Annotated in this window: 16 protein-coding genes; 13 read left to right on the top strand and 3 right to left on the bottom strand. The window is 71.9% G+C overall.

Translation table 11 applies throughout. The features are described 5' to 3' along the window. Positions 1-154: 154 nt before the first annotated feature. The 3 genes from AB0G84_RS23585 (at position 155) to AB0G84_RS23575 (ending at position 3273) form a co-directional block, all read left to right on the top strand. Positions 155-1018 carry a lysophospholipid acyltransferase family protein gene (locus AB0G84_RS23585; protein WP_361324030.1) on the top strand — a complete coding sequence of 288 codons (864 nt, stop codon included), beginning with the start codon at positions 155-157 and terminating at the stop codon, positions 1016-1018. Next, entirely contained in the window at positions 1015-2016 is a 1002-nt protein-coding gene (locus tag AB0G84_RS23580; protein WP_361324027.1) for an NAD(P)H-dependent glycerol-3-phosphate dehydrogenase, read from the top strand. The genes AB0G84_RS23585 and AB0G84_RS23580 overlap by 4 nt, the downstream gene beginning before the upstream one ends. A 102-nt stretch (positions 2017-2118) precedes the next feature. Then, positions 2119-3273 carry a D-alanine--D-alanine ligase family protein gene (locus tag AB0G84_RS23575; RefSeq protein ID WP_361324024.1) on the top strand — a complete coding sequence of 385 codons (1155 nt, stop codon included), beginning with the start codon at positions 2119-2121 and terminating at the stop codon, positions 3271-3273. Here the strand turns inward: AB0G84_RS23575 and AB0G84_RS23570 are convergent. Together AB0G84_RS23570 and AB0G84_RS23565 are read right to left on the bottom strand one after the other, a co-directional pair. Continuing rightward, entirely contained in the window at positions 3270-3761 is a 492-nt protein-coding gene (locus tag AB0G84_RS23570) for a DUF3515 domain-containing protein (protein WP_361324021.1), read from the bottom strand. The genes AB0G84_RS23575 and AB0G84_RS23570 overlap by 4 nt on opposite strands. A gap of 9 nt (positions 3762-3770) precedes the next feature. After that, a complete protein-coding gene (locus AB0G84_RS23565; protein ID WP_361324018.1) occupies positions 3771-4004 on the bottom strand; it encodes an Lrp/AsnC ligand binding domain-containing protein in 234 nt (77 codons plus the stop codon). A 158-nt stretch (positions 4005-4162) separates the two neighbouring features. Between AB0G84_RS23565 and AB0G84_RS23560 the strand changes: the two genes are divergently transcribed. Next, positions 4163-5131, top strand: a complete 969-nt coding sequence (locus tag AB0G84_RS23560) for a thiamine-phosphate kinase (RefSeq protein ID WP_361324015.1) — start codon at positions 4163-4165, stop codon at positions 5129-5131. A gap of 10 nt (positions 5132-5141) precedes the next feature. Continuing rightward, complete coding sequence (gene thiD, locus AB0G84_RS23555) at positions 5142-5951, top strand: bifunctional hydroxymethylpyrimidine kinase/phosphomethylpyrimidine kinase (RefSeq protein WP_361324012.1); 810 nt, start codon at positions 5142-5144, stop codon at positions 5949-5951. A gap of 97 nt (positions 5952-6048) precedes the next feature. Here the strand turns inward: thiD and rpmB are convergent, their stop codons facing one another. Beyond that, positions 6049-6234, bottom strand: a complete 186-nt coding sequence (gene rpmB / locus AB0G84_RS23550; protein WP_006602870.1) for a 50S ribosomal protein L28 — start codon at positions 6232-6234, stop codon at positions 6049-6051. 231 nt (positions 6235-6465) lie between these two features. Here rpmB and AB0G84_RS23545 point away from each other — a divergent pair, with 231 nt between their 5' ends. The 8 genes from AB0G84_RS23545 (at position 6466) to rnc (ending at position 15638) form a co-directional block, all read left to right on the top strand. Continuing rightward, a complete protein-coding gene (locus tag AB0G84_RS23545; RefSeq protein ID WP_361324125.1) occupies positions 6466-8130 on the top strand; it encodes a DAK2 domain-containing protein in 1665 nt (554 codons plus the stop codon). Positions 8131-8202: 72 nt separating this feature from the next. Then, entirely contained in the window at positions 8203-11238 is a 3036-nt protein-coding gene (locus AB0G84_RS23540) for a helicase-related protein (RefSeq protein ID WP_361324009.1), read from the top strand. 163 nt (positions 11239-11401) lie between these two features. After that, a complete protein-coding gene (gene rsmD, locus AB0G84_RS23535) occupies positions 11402-12001 on the top strand; it encodes a 16S rRNA (guanine(966)-N(2))-methyltransferase RsmD (protein ID WP_361324006.1) in 600 nt (199 codons plus the stop codon). 26 nt (positions 12002-12027) lie between these two features. Continuing rightward, positions 12028-12510, top strand: a complete 483-nt coding sequence (gene coaD, locus AB0G84_RS23530) for a pantetheine-phosphate adenylyltransferase (protein ID WP_361324122.1) — start codon at positions 12028-12030, stop codon at positions 12508-12510. A 128-nt stretch (positions 12511-12638) separates the two neighbouring features. Next, a complete protein-coding gene (locus tag AB0G84_RS23525; RefSeq protein WP_361324003.1) occupies positions 12639-13790 on the top strand; it encodes a cell division initiation protein in 1152 nt (383 codons plus the stop codon). 225 nt (positions 13791-14015) lie between these two features. Next, positions 14016-14609, top strand: a complete 594-nt coding sequence (locus AB0G84_RS23520; protein WP_361324000.1) for a YceD family protein — start codon at positions 14016-14018, stop codon at positions 14607-14609. 2 nt (positions 14610-14611) lie between these two features. Then, the gene (gene rpmF, locus AB0G84_RS23515; protein ID WP_003951102.1) at positions 14612-14785 is read left to right on the top strand and encodes a 50S ribosomal protein L32; all 174 of its coding nucleotides are present in this window, start codon (positions 14612-14614) and stop codon (positions 14783-14785) included. A 19-nt stretch (positions 14786-14804) separates the two neighbouring features. After that, complete coding sequence (rnc, locus tag AB0G84_RS23510; RefSeq protein ID WP_361323997.1) at positions 14805-15638, top strand: ribonuclease III; 834 nt, start codon at positions 14805-14807, stop codon at positions 15636-15638. Positions 15639-15654: the final 16 nt, after the last annotated feature.

The following is a 15654-nucleotide window of genomic DNA, read 5'->3' as shown; positions in this document are numbered from 1 at the left end:
CGTCTCCTCGTGCCGGCGCCATTCTCACCTGCCGCCGACGCTCTCCGGGAGCGCCGGGGTTACGGTGTTCTCGACATAGCGGGTACCTGGGGCGACACTTGTGCGGCTGCCGGCCCGCAGCAGCTTCGCAGGTCCCCACAAGGAGGGTGTCCCAGTGTCCCGCCGCAGAATCGGCTTCTGGTACCGCTTGGCCGCGGTCATCTGCAAACCGCCGCTCTTGGTTCTGTTCAAGCGGGACTGGCAGGGAATGGAGCACATTCCGGCCGACGGCGGATTTATCACCGCGGTCAACCACAACTCGTATCTTGATCCGCTCTCCTATGCGCACTATCAGTACAACACCCGACGGGTCCCCCGATTCCTGGCCAAGTCCGGGCTCTTCAAGAGCGGCTTTGTCGGCCTGATGATGCGCGGCACCGGACAGATCCCGGTCTACCGGGAAACCACCGACGCCGCGGCCGCGTTCCGCGCCGCCGTCGACGCCATCCACAAGGGCGAATGCGTCGCCTTCTACCCCGAGGGCACCCTCACCCGCGACCCCGAGCTGTGGCCTATGCAGGGCAAGACCGGTGCCGCCCGGGTGGCGTTGCTGACCAAGGCGCCGGTCATCCCCGTCGCGCAGTGGGGCGCCAACGACGCGATGCCGCCGTACGCCAAGGAGGACAAGCTCCGGCTCTTCCCGCGCAAGACGCTGCGGGTGAAGGCGGGACCGCCGGTCGACCTCAGCGCGTTCTACGGCCAGGAGCCGACCGCCGAAGTGCTGCGTGAGGCCACCGAGGTCATCATGGCCGCGATCACCGAGCAGCTCGCCCAGCTCCGCGGGGAGCCGGCGCCGACCGAACCGTACGACTGGCGCAAGGCCCTCGCCCAGGAACGCCGCACTGCCCGGGAGGCCGCCAAGGCCGGGCGGACCGCCGCCACGGCGACCCCCGCCGGGCCGGCCACCGCCACCGAGGGCGTCGCCGCCCCGCAGCAGGCCACAAGCACCCAGCAGGTACAGGAGGATGAAGGCAAGTGACGCGCTGCGCCGTCTTCGGCACGGGGTCCTGGGGCACCGCATTCGCGATGGTGCTCGCCGACGCGGGGTGCGAGGTGACCCTGTGGGCGCGCCGCGCCGCCCTCGCCGACGCGGTCAACAACGGCCGTACCAACCCTGACTACCTGCCGGGGGTCGAGCTCCCCGCGTCCGTGCGGGCCACCACCGACCCCGCCGAGGCAGCGCGGGGCGCGGAGTTCACCGTGCTCGCCGTTCCCTCCCAGACGCTGCGCGGCAACCTCGCCGAATGGGCGCCCCTGCTGCCCTCCGACACGGTCCTGGTCTCCCTGATGAAGGGCGTGGAGCTGGGCACCGCCAAGCGGATGAGCGAGGTGATCGAGGAGGTGGCCAAGGTGCCCGCGGAGCGCGTCGCGGTGCTGACCGGCCCCAACCTCGCCAAGGAGATCGCCGCCCGCCAGCCCGCGGCCGCGGTCATCGCCTGCGCCGACGAATCCGTCGCCCGCCGGCTGCAGGGCGCCTGCCACACCGCGTACTTCCGCCCCTACACCAACACCGATGTGGTGGGCTGCGAACTGGGCGGCGCGGTCAAGAACGTCATCGCGCTCGCCGTCGGCATCGCCACCGGCATGGGCCTGGGCGACAACGCCAAGGCCTCCCTGATCACCCGGGGCCTCGCCGAGACCACCCGGCTCGGCCTCGCCATGGGCGCCGACGCGCACACCTTCGCGGGCCTGGCCGGTATGGGTGACCTCGTCGCCACCTGCTCCTCGCCGCTGTCCCGCAACAACACCTTCGGCACCAACCTCGGCCGCGGGATGACACTGGAGGAGACCATCGCGGTCACCAAGCAGACCGCCGAGGGCGTCAAGTCCTGCGAATCGGTGCTCGATCTGGCCCGCCGGCACGGCGTCGACATGCCGCTCACCGAGACGGTGGTGTCCATCGTCCACGACGGCAAGCCGCCGATGGTCGCCCTCAAGGAGCTGATGGCGCGCAGCGCCAAGTCCGAGCGACACTGACACCGTGCCCCCGGCGGGCGGTCCGCCGTCCGGCGGCGCCACGCCACCAACGGCTGCCGCAGCACTGACGCAGCCTCTACCAGCAGGTACTCTCAACGCGATATGAGCAGCCAGACCTCCTCCCACAAGCCCCGCGTCGCCGTCGTGTTCGGTGGGCGCAGCTCCGAGCACGCCATCTCCGTACTCACCGCCGGAGCCGTGCTGCGCGCCATCGACCGCGAGAAGTACGACGTGCTGCCGATCGGCATCACCACCGACGGCCGCTGGGCGCTGACCACCGACGACCCCGAGCGGATGGCCATCACGGACCGGCGGCTGCCCAGCGTGGCCGAGCTCGCCGAGTCCACCGAGGGCGGTGTGGTGCTCCCGGTCGACCCGACCAACCGCGAGGTGGTCTACAGCGAGCCGGGGTCGGTGCCCAAGGTGCTGGGCGAGGTCGACGTGGTCTTCCCGGTCCTGCACGGCCCCTACGGCGAGGACGGCACCCTGCAGGGCCTGCTGGAGCTCTCCGGCATCCCCTACGTGGGCGCCGGCGTGCTGGCCTCCGCGGTGGGCCAGGACAAGGAGTACATGAAGCGGGTGTTCGCCTCCTTCGGGCTGCCGGTCGGCCCGTACGAGGTCATCCGTCCCCGCGAGTGGGAGCAGACCGCTCCGAACGGGGAGAAGGGCGCGGCCGCCCGGAAGAAGATCGTGGACTTCGCCGGTGAGCACGGCTGGCCGCTCTTCGTGAAGCCCGCCCGGGCCGGCTCCTCCATCGGCATCACCAAGGTCGACGACCTCTCCGGCCTCGACGAGGCGATCGAGGAGGCCCGCGCGCACGACCCCAAGATCCTCGTGGAGTCACTGCTGCGCGGCCGGGAGATCGAATGCGGGGTGCTGGAGTTCGAGGACGGCCCGCGGGCCAGTGTGCCGGCCGAGATCCCGCCGGTCAGCGCGCACGACTTCTACGACTTCGAAGCCAAGTACATCGACTCGGCCGCCGGCATCGTGCCGGCCCCGCTCACCGACGAGCAGACCGCCACGGTCCGGGAGCTGGCCGTCGCGGCCTTCGAGGCGGTCTCCTGCGAGGGCCTGGTGCGCGCGGACTTCTTCCTGCAGGACGACGGCGAGTTCGTGATCAACGAGGTCAACACGCTGCCCGGCTTTACGCCCATCTCGATGTACCCGCGGATGTGGCAGGAGAGCGGAGTGAGCTACCCGGAGCTGATCGACCGGCTCCTGCAGGCCGCGCTGCGGCGCTCCACCGGGCTGCGCTAGACCCCCTTGGGCACGGTCTTCCGTACGGCGTCCGCGAGGTCGGTGAGCACATTGACCTCGGGGGCGTACTTCCCGGGGACGGTCACCTCGACATAGGCCTTGCGCAGCACGGTCGTGAAGCGGTAACCGTCGTCCTGCTTCTCGAAGAGCCACTGGACACCGTTGACTTCCGCCGCGTCGGGATTCGGGTTGTAATGTTCACTCCCGTACCTCAGGACGTCGGGCTTCGGCACTCCGCAGCGCAGTTTCACGGCAGGACCGCCCCATATGGCAGTGAAGTCGGAGACCGGCTCCGGCGTACCCCGCTTCAGGCCGTTCACGGTGCCCGGCAGGTCCTTGTGGAGCGCCCGGCAGTGCTGTGCCGCCTCTCCGTGCGGAGCGGGCACGGCGACGTCCTCGGAGGAGGAGCAGCTCACCGCGCCGAACAGCGCGGTGAGCAACGGCAGGGCCAGGTACCGGCGGCGCGCAGAGATCACCCGGCCGAGCATACGGGGGAGCTACAGATGAACGACCGGGCAGGTCAGAGTGCGGGTGATCCCCTCCACCTGCTGGACCTTGGCGACCACCATCCGCCCCAGCTCGTCGACGGTCTCGGCTTGTGCGCGCACGATGACGTCGTAGGGGCCGGTCACATCCTCGGCCTGCAGCACACCGGGAACCCTCGCGATCACCTCCGCTACCGCAGAGGCCTTGCCGACCTCGGTCTGGATCAGGATGTAGGCCTGTACCACGGAACCTCCAGGGCGGCTACGAGGATCATGTGGGAAGAAGGGACGCCACGGTACCGCGTCACCGTGCGGAGCGGGGAGACCCGCGCGGTGAACTCCGCAAGTACGCCGCACTCGTCAGCCACGTACGGACGGTCCGTACACATGGGAAGGGCAACATCATGAAGGGCACCGTGGGGGAACTGGGGGAGTTCGGACTGATCAGGGAGCTCACCTCCCGGCTCACCACCACTCCGGCGGTACGCATCGGGCCGGGCGACGACGCCGCGGTGGTGACCGCGCCGGACCGGAGGGTGGTCGCCAGCACCGATGTCCTCCTGGAGGGCCGGCACTTCCGGCGCGACTGGTCGACGGCGTACGACGTGGGCCGCAAGGCCGCCGCACAGAACCTTGCCGACATCGCGGCGATGGGCGCGGTGCCCACCGCGATCCTGCTCGGCCTGGTCGTCCCCGCCGAACTCCCGGCGACCTGGCCGAACGAGCTGATGGACGGGCTGCGGGACGAGTGCCAGGTGGCCGGCGCCGCGGTGGTCGGCGGGGACGTCGTACGCGGCGACACCATCACCGTCGCGATCACCGCGCTCGGCGACCTGCGCAACCAGGAGCCGGTCACCCGGGCCGGCGCGCAGCCCGGCGATGTGGTCGCGGTGACCGGCTGGCTGGGCTGGTCCGCGGCCGGGCACGCGGTGCTCTCCCGCGGCTTCCGCTCGCCGCGGGCCTTCGTCGAGGCGCACCGCCGCCCCGAACCGCCGTACCACGCGGGCCCGGCGGCGGCCGGCCTCGGCGCCACGGCCATGACCGACGTCAGCGACGGGCTCGTCGCCGATCTCGGGCACATCGCCGAGGCCAGCAAGGTCCGGATCGACCTGCGCTCCGCGGCGATCGACATCCCCACGCAGATGTCGGACATCGGTACCGCGGTCGGGGTGGACCCCATGCAGTGGGTGCTCAACGGCGGCGAGGACCACGCGATCGTGGCCACCTTCCCGCCGGACGTGAAGCTGCCCGCCCGCTGGAAGGTGATCGGCGAGGTGCGCGGCCCGTCCGCGCTGCCGCAGGTCACGGTGGACGGCGCCCCCTGGGTCAAGGCCGGCTGGGACCACTTCGGCGACAACGACGACGCCGAGTAGATTCGCCGGTATGCGCATACCTCCACGCGTCCTGACCGTCGCCGGCTCCGACTCCGGCGGCGGCGCGGGCATCCAGGCGGACCTGAAGACCATGCTGGCGCTGGGCACCCACGGCATGAGCGTGCTCACCGCCGTCACCGCCCAGAACTCGCTGGGGGTGCAGGGCGCGTGGGAGCTGCCCGCCCAGGCGGTCCGGGCCCAGTTCCGCAGCGTCGTCGACGACATCGGCGTGCAGGCGGTCAAGACCGGGATGCTCTCCTCGGCGGAGCTCGTCGGGACCGTCGCCGCACTCCTCGCCGAACTGACCGTCCCGGTGGTCGTCGACCCGGTGGGCGTCTCCAAGCACGGCGATCCGCTGCTCGCCGCCGACGCCCTGGACGCGGTGCGCACCCGGCTGCTGCCCACCGCCACCGTCGCCACCCCGAACCTGGACGAGGTCGCCCAGCTGACCGGCGTACGGGTCGCCGAGGAGGCCGATATGCGGCGGGCGGCCGCCGCTGTCCTGGACTTCGGACCGCGCTGGGCGCTGATCAAGGGCGGCCACCTGACGGCCGGCGACGGCGACAGCGCCGTCGACCTGCTCACCGACGGCACCGAGGAACACTGGCTGCGCGCCCCCCGGCACGACAACCGGCACACCCACGGCACCGGCTGCACCCTCGCCAGCGCGCTCGCCGCCCACCTCGCCAAGGGGGACACCGTCCCGCAGGCCGCGGCGGCGGCCAAGGAGTACGTCACCGGGGCGCTCGCGGCCGGCTTCCGGCTGGGCGCGGGCATCGGCCCGGTGGACCACGGGTGGCGGCTGCGCGGTGCCCGCTGACCACCGGACACCCGGCGGCAGGAACGGCGAAAGCCGGCCCACCAGGAGGTGGACCGGCTCTCGGGGCAACCGGCTGGGCTGCGCTACGGCTAAGGCGTCAGCGCGAGACCTTGCCGGCCTTGATGCACGAGGTGCAGGCGTTCAGCTTCTTCGGCGTGCGCCCGATCACTGCACGCACCGTCTGGATGTTGGGGTTCCAACGACGGTTGGTGCGGCGATGCGAGTGCGAGACACTCTTGCCGAAGCCCGGCCCCTTGCCGCAGACGTCGCAGTTGGCAGCCACGGGTCACTCCAAAGACTTCAGATGCACTTACGGTGAAATCCCAACGAGCCGAGTGCATGGCCCGGCCGGCTTCGTCAGGAGAGGAATGGCCCGATTTTCATCGGGCAACCGGAGCAGCATACAACGGCCGCTCCCGCAGAGCGAAACTACCACGCACCCCCGGCCCCCGCCCCGGCCCGTCCGCCGGAGCGCGGCTACTGTGCGGTGCATCCCGTGACACAGGAGGACGACGTGCCCCACCCGCTCGACGCCGCCGCGGTCCGCTCCTGGTGCGGACTGGCGCTGGAGGCGCTCGGCCGGGAACGCGAGCGGATCGACGCGATCAACGTCTACCCGGTGGCCGACGGGGACACCGGCACCAACCTCTACCTGACGCTGGAATCCGCCGCCCGCGCCGTCGAGGCCGCCTTCGACGGGCACGCCTCGGCCGGCACCGCCCCCGCCCTCGCGGACGCCATCGGCGCCATGGCGCACGGTGCCCTGATCGGGGCCCGTGGCAACTCCGGCACCATCCTGGCGCAGCTGCTGCGCGGGATGACCGAGGTCCTGGCGGCCGACGGAGCGGCGGGCGGCGGCGCCGACGGTGCGGCCGATGCGCTGCGCCGGGCGCTGCGCCGGGCCGCCTCCTCGACGTACGAGGCGGTCGCGCACCCCGTGGAGGGCACGGTCCTGACGGTGGCCACCGCCGCCGCCGAGGCCGCCGAGCGGACCGGTGGGAACGGCGGCCCCGCCGGTATCGCCCGCGCCGCCCACGAGGGCGCCCGCAGCGCGCTGGCGGCGACGCCCCGGCAGCTCGCGGTGCTGGGCCGGGCGGGCGTGGTGGACGCCGGCGGCTGCGGGCTGGTCGCCCTGCTGGGCGCGCTCGCCGACGCGCTCTCCGGGGAGGTCTCGACGACCCCGGTCGCCCTGCGGGCGGACGCCCCGCTCCCGGTGGCGGCCGGCTGTGGGACCGATGCCCGGGCGGCCGTCGAGGGGTGCCGCCAGGAAGGCGGGCCGGCCTTCGAGGTGATCTACCTGCTGGAGGCCGGGGACGCCGCGGTGGCGCGGCTGCGGGCCCGGCTCGACGGGCTCGGCGACTCCCTGGTGGTGGTCGGCGGGGACGGCCTGTGGAACGTCCACGTCCATGTCGACGACGCCGGCGCCGCCGTGGAGGCCGGGATCGAGGCGGGCCGCCCGTACCGGATCCGCATCACCCACTTCGCCGGCGCCGTCCCCGCCGAGGAACCGGCGATGGCGGCCCGGGCCGTGGTCGCCGTGGTGCCGGGCGCGGGGCTCGCCGGACTGTGCGCCGAGGCCGGCGCCACCCCGGTCTCCGTCCGCCCCGGGGAGCCGCCCGCCAGCGGAGAGCTGGTCCAGGCGATCCGGCAGGCGCACGCCCGCGAGGTGATGCTGCTGCCCAACGACCCCGAACTCCGGCACACCGCAGCGGCCGCCGCCGAGCAGGCCCGCACCGAGGGCGTACGGGTCGCCCTGATCCCCACCCGCTCCGCCGTCCAGGGCATCGCCGCGCTGGCCGTGCATGAGCCGGGCCGCAGCTTCGACGAGGACGTGGTCGCGATGACCGCGGCCGCGGGCGCCACCCGCTACGCCGAGCTGGCGGTCGCCGAGCGGCAGTCGTGGACGATGGCCGGGATCTGCCAGGCCGGGGACGTCCTGGGGCTGATCGACGGCGATGTCGCGGTGATCGGCGCGGACCTCACCGCCACCGCGACCACGGTGCTGGACCGGATGCTCTCGGCGGGCGGCGAGATGGTCACCCTGGTCCTGGGCGCACAAGCGCCCGCCTCGCTCGCCGAGCGGCTGGAGCGGCACGTCCGCGAGCGGCACCTCGCCGTGGACACGGTCGTCTACGAGGGCGGCCAGCACACCGCGCCGCTGCTCATCGGCGTGGAGTGAACCGGCGTGCAGTGAACACGGCAAAACGGCCGGTGACCCGCCGTTGTCACACCCGTGGTGTGCAATGGACCCGTGGCAGCGCTCGACGAACCCCTCAAGAACATTCTCGGCGGCACCACCGCGAAGGTGCTCTCCGAACACCTCGGTCTGCGCACGGCCGGCGACCTGTTGCACCACTACCCGCGGCGCTACGCCGAGCGCGGTGAGCTGACCCGCCTCGCGGACCTTCCGCTGGACGAACACGTCACGGTCGTCGCGCAGGTCGCCGACGCCCGGGTGCTGAAGTTCAACGGCGGCCGGGGCCAGCGGCTCGAAGTGACCCTCACCGACGGCAGCGGCCGGCTCCAGCTGGTCTTCTTCGGCAAGGGGATCCACAAGCCGCACAAGGAGTTGCTCCCCGGGCGCCGGGCGATGTTCGCCGGCAAGGTGTCGGTCTTCAACCGCAAACTCCAGCTGGCCCACCCCGAGTACCAGCTCCTCGACGGCGACGCCGACAGCGGCGCCGTGGACGCCTTCGCCAACCAGCTGATGCCGATCTACCCGGCCTGCCAGCAGATGGCCTCCTGGAAGATCGCCAAGGCGGTGGACGCGGTGCTGCCCCGTGCCCAGGACGCCGTCGACCCGCTGCCGCAGGCGCTGCGCCAGGGCCGGGCGCTGGTCGAGCTCCCCGAGGCGCTGCTCAAGATCCACCGGCCGGGCAGCAAGGCCGATGTCGCCGATGCGCGGGCCCGGCTGAAGTGGGACGAGGCGTTCGTGATGCAGGTCGCGCTCGCCCGGCGCCGGCGCGCCGACACCCAACTCCCGGCGGTGGCACGGACGGTGACCAAGGGCGGCATCCTCGATGCGTTCGACGCCAAGCTGCCCTTCACGCTCACCGACGGCCAGCAGAAGGTCAGCCGGGAGATCTTCGACGACCTGGCCACCGCACACCCGATGCACCGTCTGCTCCAGGGCGAGGTGGGCTCCGGCAAGGCACAGCCGCTGGACGCTCTTGTCCTCACCCCGTGCGGCTTCGTGCCCATGGGCGAGATGGCCGTCGGCACGGAGGTCGTGGTGCCCAGCGGTGAGCGCGCCGTGGTGGACGGCGTCTTCCCGCAGGGCGAGCGCGAGGTGTGGCGGCTGGTGCTGTCGGACGGCAGCGCCGTCGAGTGCGACGACGAGCACCTGTGGATCGTCGGGTCCCGTGCGGCCGGCGAGCGGGTGCTGACCACCCGCGAGTTGCGGGCGGACCTGTTGGCGGCTGACGGCCGGCCCCAGTGGTCCATCGCGGCGGCCACCCCGGTGGACCTCGACGGGGGCGGCGAGCGGCCGCTCGATCCGTACCGGGTGGGGCGGCGGCTGGCGGAGGACCACGGTCCGCAGGACCGGGTGCCGGACGCCTGCCGCAACGCCCCGGTGAAGGACCGGCTGGCCGTGCTGCGGGGCCTGCTGGACGCCGGGGGGCGGCCCGCGGGGGACCGGGTGGTCTTCCGCGCCGGGCACCGCCCGCTGGCCGACGACGTCGCCTGGCTGGTGCGCTCCCTGGGCGGCACCGCCCACCTGCGCACCGCCCAGGACGGGGCACACCACGTCCACGTCGCCCTGCCGGAGGAGGACGGGAGCGGCCTCCGCCGTACCGTCCAGGCCATCGAGCACGTGGGCCGCAAGCAGGTCCAGTGCATCAGCGTCGCGCACCCCGACCACGCCTATGTGACCGACCACTTCACGGTCACCCACAACACCATGGTCGCGCTGCGCGCCATGCTCGGAGTGGTCGACAGCGGGGGCCAGGCCGCGATGCTGGCACCCACCGAGGTGCTCGCCCAGCAGCACCACCGCTCGATCACCGAGATGATGGGGGAGTTGGCCGAAAACTGGGGTCTGCGCGAAGCGCAGTCGGCCGAGGGTGGCGGTGGGCGACGGGCGGGCATGCTCGGCGGCGCGGAGCAGGGCACCAAGGTGGTGCTGCTGACCGGCTCCATGGGGGCCGCGGCCCGCCGGCAGGCGCTGCTCGACCTGGTCACAGGCGAGGCCGGGATCGTGGTGGGCACCCATGCCCTGATCGAGGACGTGGTGCAGTTCCACGACCTGGGGCTGGTGGTCGTCGACGAGCAGCACCGGTTCGGCGTCGAGCAGCGGGACGCGCTGCGCGGCAAGGGGCACTCTCAGCACGAGAAGCAGACGCCGCACCTGCTGGTGATGACCGCGACGCCCATCCCGCGCACGGTCGCCATGACCGTCTTCGGCGACCTGGAGACCTCTGTCCTGGACCAACTCCCCGCCGGACGCTCGCCGATCGCCAGCCATGTGGTGCCCGTACAGGACAAGCCGCACTTCCTGGCGCGCGCCTGGGAGCGGGTCCGTGAGGAGGTGGCCGCCGGCCACCAGGCCTACGTGGTGTGCCCACGGATCGGCGACGACGAGGACGAGGCGCCCAAGGGGGCCAAGAAGGGGGCGGCGGCCGCCAAGGGAGCCGCGGCCCAGGAGGGTTCACCGGAGGACGCGGCGGAGAAGCGGCCCCCGCTCGCGGTGCTGGACATCGCCGACCAGCTCACCAAGGGGCCGCTCGCCGGCCTGCGGGTGGCGGTGCTGCACGGTCGGATGGCGCCGGACGACAAGGACGCGGTGATGCGCTCCTTCGCGGCCGGTGCACTGGACGTCCTGGTCGCCACGACCGTCATCGAGGTCGGGGTGAACGTCCCCAACGCCACCACCATGGTGATCATGGACGCCGACCGCTTCGGCGTCTCCCAGCTGCACCAGCTCCGCGGCCGGGTCGGCCGGGGCTCGGCACCCGGACTGTGCCTGCTGGTCAGCGAGATGCCCGAGGCCAGCCCGGCCCGCGCCCGGCTCGCCGCCGTGGCCGGCACCCTCGACGGCTTCGAGCTCTCCCGGATCGACCTGGAGCAGCGGCGCGAGGGCGACGTCCTGGGCCAGGCGCAGTCCGGTGTCCGCTCCTCGCTGCGGATGCTCGCGGTCATCGACGACGAGGAGGTCATCGCCGCCGCCCGTGAGGAGGCCACCGCGCTGGTCACCGAGGACCCCGAGCTGACCGGCTATCCGGAGCTGCGGACCGTGTTGGCGGCCCTGCTGGACGAGGAGCGGGAGCAGTACCTGGACAAGGGCTGAGGCAGCCGCGGCGGAGCGGGCCGCGACGTGAGATCGGTCACCGGCCCGGGCGTCACCGGGGCGCCACGGGCGGGCGCTCGCGCCGGTACGACGGAATATCGTGGAGGGCGGAGCCCGACCGGCTCCGCCCCACACTCAGCATGCGCAACGTAAGGACGGGCCCATGACCCGCGTGATCGCCGGTAGGGCCGGCGGCCGCCGCCTGGCCGTACCACCGGGGAACGGCACCCGCCCCACCTCCGACCGGGCCCGCGAAGGGATGTTCTCCACCTGGGAGTCGCTCGACGGACCGCTGGCCGGCGCCCGGGTGCTCGACCTCTACGGCGGCTCCGGCGCCGTCGGCCTAGAGGCCCTCTCCCGCGGCGCCGCCCAGGTGCTGCTGGTCGAGGCCGATGCCCGCGCGGTGCGCACGATCCGGGACAACGTCCGCGCGGTCGGCCTCCCGGGCGCCGAGGTCCGGGCCGGCAAGGCCGAGCAGACCGCCGCCGCCCCCGCTCCGGGCGAGCCCTACGACATCGTCTTCCTGGACCCGCCGTACGCGGTCACCGACCAGGATCTGTGCGAGATCCTGCTCACACTCCGTGGTCAGGGGTGGCTAGCGGAGCAGGCACTCGTCACCGTGGAGCGGAGCACCCGAGGCGGCACGTTCCTGTGGCCGGACGGTTTTGAAGCGATCAAGGCCCGTCGCTACGGCGAGGGGACGCTTTGGTACGGTCGCGCCGCTTCGACGTCCGCCGAATCGACGTCAACAAGCGTGTCATGACCCGATCGGAGAGCGAGGAACCGAAGTTGCGCCGCGCCGTCTGTCCGGGGTCCTTCGACCCCATCACCAACGGGCACCTGGACATCATCGCCCGTGCCTCCAAGCTGTACGACGTCGTCCATGTGGCCGTGATGATCAATCAGTCCAAGAAGGGGCTGTTCACGGTCGACGAGCGGATCGACCTCATCCGCCGGGCCACCGCCGAGTACGGCAACGTCGAGGTCGAGGCCTTCCACGGCCTGCTCGTCGACTTCTGCAAGCAGCGCGACATCCCCGCGATCGTCAAGGGGCTGCGCGCCGTCAGCGACTTCGACTACGAGCTGCAGATGGCCCAGATGAACAACGGCCTCTCCGGTGTGGAGACCCTCTTCGTCCCCACCAACCCCACCTACAGCTTCCTGTCCTCCAGCCTGGTGAAGGAGGTCGCTGCCTGGGGCGGCGATGTCTCCCACCTCGTCCCGCCGTTCGTCCTCGAAGCGCTCACCGAGCGGCTGCGCAACAAGGACTGACCCGGTTCACGGCGCACCGACCGCGGACACCAGCTGACGGTGCGTCAGTTGGTGTCGGGGGGAGGGCTCATGGACGTACAGTCGATCCGTTCCGTCGTTCCAACCCTTCAGAGAGTGGCGAGTCCAAGGTGGACGTGCAGAAGAAGCTCGACGACATCGTCGCGACCATCGCCGGCGCCCGGTCCATGCCCATGTCGGCCTCGTGCGTGGTCAACCGCGCCGAGCTGCTCGCCCAGCTGGAGGAGGTGCGCGCGGCGCTGCCGGGCTCCCTCGCACAGGCGCAGGAGCTGATCGGCGGGCGGGAGCAGATGGTCGAGCAGGCGCGGGCCGAGGCGGAGCGGATCATCGAGTCCGCGCACGCCCAGCGCGGCTCGCTGATCTCCGACACCGAGGTCGCCCGGCAGTCCCAGGACGAGGCCGACCGGATCCTCGCCGAGGCCCGCCGGGAGGCGGAGGAGATCCGCGCCGAGGCCGACGACTACGTCGACAGCAAGCTCGCCAACTTCGAGGTCGTGCTCACCAAGACCATCGGCTCGGTCGACCGCGGCCGGGAGAAGCTGCTCGGCCGCGACCCGGGTTTGGAGGGGCAGGCGTACCCGGACGAGGACGGTACCCAGCCCCCCGAGCGCAGCGCCGACCCGGAGACCCTCCGGCAGCGCGCCGACGCCTATGTGGACGCCAAGTTCGGGGCGTTCCAGGCCGTGCTGACCAAGACGCTGGAGGCGGTCGGTCGGGGTCGCGACAAGCTCCAGGGCGCCCAGGCGATCGACGAGCTCGCCGCCCATCTGGCCACCGCGGGCCAGCAGGGGGCGGGCTCCGGCCAGCTGCAGGCGGACGCCGAGTACCTGGCCGAACTGGCGGGCATCGGCGCCGACCGGGACCCGCAGCCCGCGCCCCAGGTGCCCCCGATGCCCCAGGCTCCGCCCCAGGAACACCCGCAGCAGGACTACTACGCGGCCCAGGCGGCCTACCAGCAGCAGGACGCCTACGGCTACCAGCAGGCCCAGCAAGCCCAGCAGCCCCAGCAGGTCTCGTACGCCCAGCACCAGGATCCGTACGGCTACGACTGGCAGCAGGCACAGCAGGCACAGCAGGCACAGCAGGCACAACAGCAGGGCTACGACCCCAACGGCTACCTCCAGCCGCAGGTGCCCCAGCAGCCCCAGCACGCCCCGCACGGCCACTCCGCCCAGCCCGGAGCGCTCGACGAGACCAGCCTCTTCGACACCAGCATGATCGACCTGGATCAGCTGCGGCAGTACGAGGAAGGCCGCCCGTAGACGGCTCCGCCGGCGGGAAGTGCGCGGTGGCCGGGAGCGGATTGGGCCTAACGGGGCCCGTCCAGTATCCTGGCTCTTCGGTCGCGCGTATCCTCGCGATCTTTGCTGCCCGAATTGCACAGGTGGATTGCCCAGGTGGGATGCACCTGTGGGACCCGGGCGGCGTGCAGACCCCGTAGAAAGCAGGAAGCCATCAACGCCCGCCTCGACCACCGTTCCCCTCTCGTGTTCGATACGCGTGAGCTCGGCCGTCGTCCCGGTGCGCTCAAGAGGGTCTCCCGCTCCGTCGAGGCTCCCCGGAACCTCGGCAACGAGGTCATCGGTGTGCCCGAGGGTGCCCCGATCGAGCTGGAGCTCCGCCTGGAGTCGGTCATGGACGGGGTGCTTGTCACAGGCACCGGCCGTGCAACCGTCAAGGGGGAGTGCGTAAGGTGTCTGGAGCCGCTGGAGCGAGAGCTCGACAGCGACTTCCAGGAGCTGTTCGCCTATCCCGACGCCGATGCCCACGTCCATGACAAGGACGCCGGCGAGGACGTCGAGGACGAGGAGGACACCCTCTTCCTCGAGGACGACCTGTTCGACCTCGAACCGGTGCTGCGTGACGCGGTGGTGCTTGCACTGCCGATGCAGCCGGTGTGCCAGGACGACTGCCCGGGCCTGTGCTCCGATTGCGGAGTGCGGCTGGCGGACGACCCGGACCACCACCACGATGCCGTCGACATCCGTTGGGCGGCACTGCAGGGACTCGCCGAGACCGTCAAGGACGGCGAGAAGGACAACGCACCCCGCGACGGCGGGGATGAACCTCAGGAGAAGTAGCCGTGGCTGTTCCGAAGCGGAAGATGTCGCGCAGCAACACGCGCCACCGCCGGTCGCAGTGGAAGGCTGCGGTCCCCACCCTGGTGGCGTGCGAGCGCTGCCACGAGCCGAAGCAGCAGCACATCGCGTGCCCGAGCTGCGGCACCTACAACAAGCGCCAGGTCCTCGAGGTCTGAGCGGCTGGTGACAGGCTCTATGTCAGACGCCAACGCGACTTCCCGCAAACGCGGGGATGAACCGACTCCGGCGGACACGGCCTCGTCTCACACGCTTCTGGAAGGGCGGCTCGGGTACAAGCTCGAGACCGCCCTTCTGGTGCGTGCGCTGACGCACCGCTCGTTCGCGTACGAGAACGGCGGTCTACCCACCAACGAGCGGCTGGAGTTCCTCGGGGACTCGGTGCTCGGCCTGGTGGTCACCGACACGCTGTACCGGATCCACCCGGACCTCCCGGAGGGCCAGCTGGCCAAGCTCCGGGCCGCGGTGGTCAACTCGCGCGCACTCGCCGGGGTGGGCCGCGGCCTCGACCTCGGCGCCTTCATCCGCCTCGGCAGGGGCGAAGAGGGCACGGGCGGCCGGGACAAGGCATCCATCCTCGCCGACACACTGGAAGCAGTGATCGGCGCGGTCTATCTCGATCAGGGCCTCGATGCGGCCGCCGAGCTGGTGCACCGGCTCTTCGATCCGCTCATCGAGAAGTCCTCTAGCCTGGGCGCGGGCCTGGACTGGAAGACCAGCCTCCAGGAGCTCACCGCGACCGAGGGTCTCGGTGTTCCGGAGTACCTGGTGACCGAGACCGGTCCGGACCACGAGAAGACCTTTACTGCTGCCGCCCGCGTCGGTGGTGTCTCGTACGGCACCGGCACCGGCCGCAGCAAGAAGGAAGCCGAGCAGCAGGCGGCCGAGTCCGCGTGGCGCGCGATCCGCGCCGCGGCGGACGAGGCGGCCAAGGCGGTGGGCGACGCTACGTCGCCGGCCTCCGACGGCTCGGCTCCGGCCGCCGGCGACACCTCGTCGTCGGCGCACTGAACGACGGCTTCTGACC

It is taken from the genome of Streptomyces sp. NPDC020742 (genome assembly GCF_040641675.1).
Taxonomy (GTDB): domain Bacteria; phylum Actinomycetota; class Actinomycetes; order Streptomycetales; family Streptomycetaceae; genus Streptomyces.
The sequence above is the reverse complement of the archived record's forward strand: the minus strand, read 5'-3'. Positions and strand labels throughout refer to the sequence as shown.

Bases quoted from the DNA above. Each gene is read 5' to 3' on its own strand.
- AB0G84_RS23575 (WP_361324024.1), top strand. From the start codon at position 2,119: ATGAGCAGCCAGACCTCCTCCCACAAGCCCCGCGTCGCCGTCGTGTTC.
- AB0G84_RS23570 (WP_361324021.1), bottom strand. From the start codon at position 3,761: ATGCTCGGCCGGGTGATCTCTGCGCGCCGCCGGTACCTGGCCCTGCCG.
- AB0G84_RS23560 (WP_361324015.1), top strand. From the start codon at position 4,163: ATGAAGGGCACCGTGGGGGAACTGGGGGAGTTCGGACTGATCAGGGAG.
- thiD (WP_361324012.1), top strand. From the start codon at position 5,142: ATGCGCATACCTCCACGCGTCCTGACCGTCGCCGGCTCCGACTCCGGC.
- rsmD (WP_361324006.1), top strand. From the start codon at position 11,402: ATGACCCGCGTGATCGCCGGTAGGGCCGGCGGCCGCCGCCTGGCCGTA.
- rnc (WP_361323997.1), top strand. From the start codon at position 14,805: ATGTCAGACGCCAACGCGACTTCCCGCAAACGCGGGGATGAACCGACT.